1 protein-coding gene is annotated in these 348 nt (G+C 59.2%); it reads right to left on the reverse strand.

Features of this window, described 5'->3' with window-relative positions; genetic code table 11:
- On the reverse strand, positions 1-348 hold a 348-nt coding region (locus AC1RPN_RS08685; protein ID WP_481763791.1), incomplete at both ends, for a hypothetical protein.

Here is a 348-nt window from a genome sequence, read left to right on the forward strand (position 1 = left end):
CAGACGAGCGGCCCAGAATCTCCGCGAGTTCGCGCAGGTCGGCGCGGTCCGTTTCGTGCATGTCCGGGTATTCTTCGCACAGGTCCGAAAAGAACCCTTCCCGTCCCTCATGCGGCGTCGTGTACCACGATTCGAGGGATTCGCTACCGCTCGGAATCATACACACTTGAAAATCCGCGTTCGTGAGGAACACTTTGCCGCTGCACGTGTTAAACGCGGGGTGTACCCCGTCGGCCTCAAAGCCATCAGGCAGCCCCGCGCGATTCCACGCAGTGAGAAGGGTAATAACTTCCTCGCGCTCACGGTGCCCGAAGTCTGCGAGATTGGTCGTAACGGTCATGATGTTCC

The sequence above is a fragment of the Dellaglioa sp. CoH-57-MRSF-20 genome (assembly GCF_056781955.1).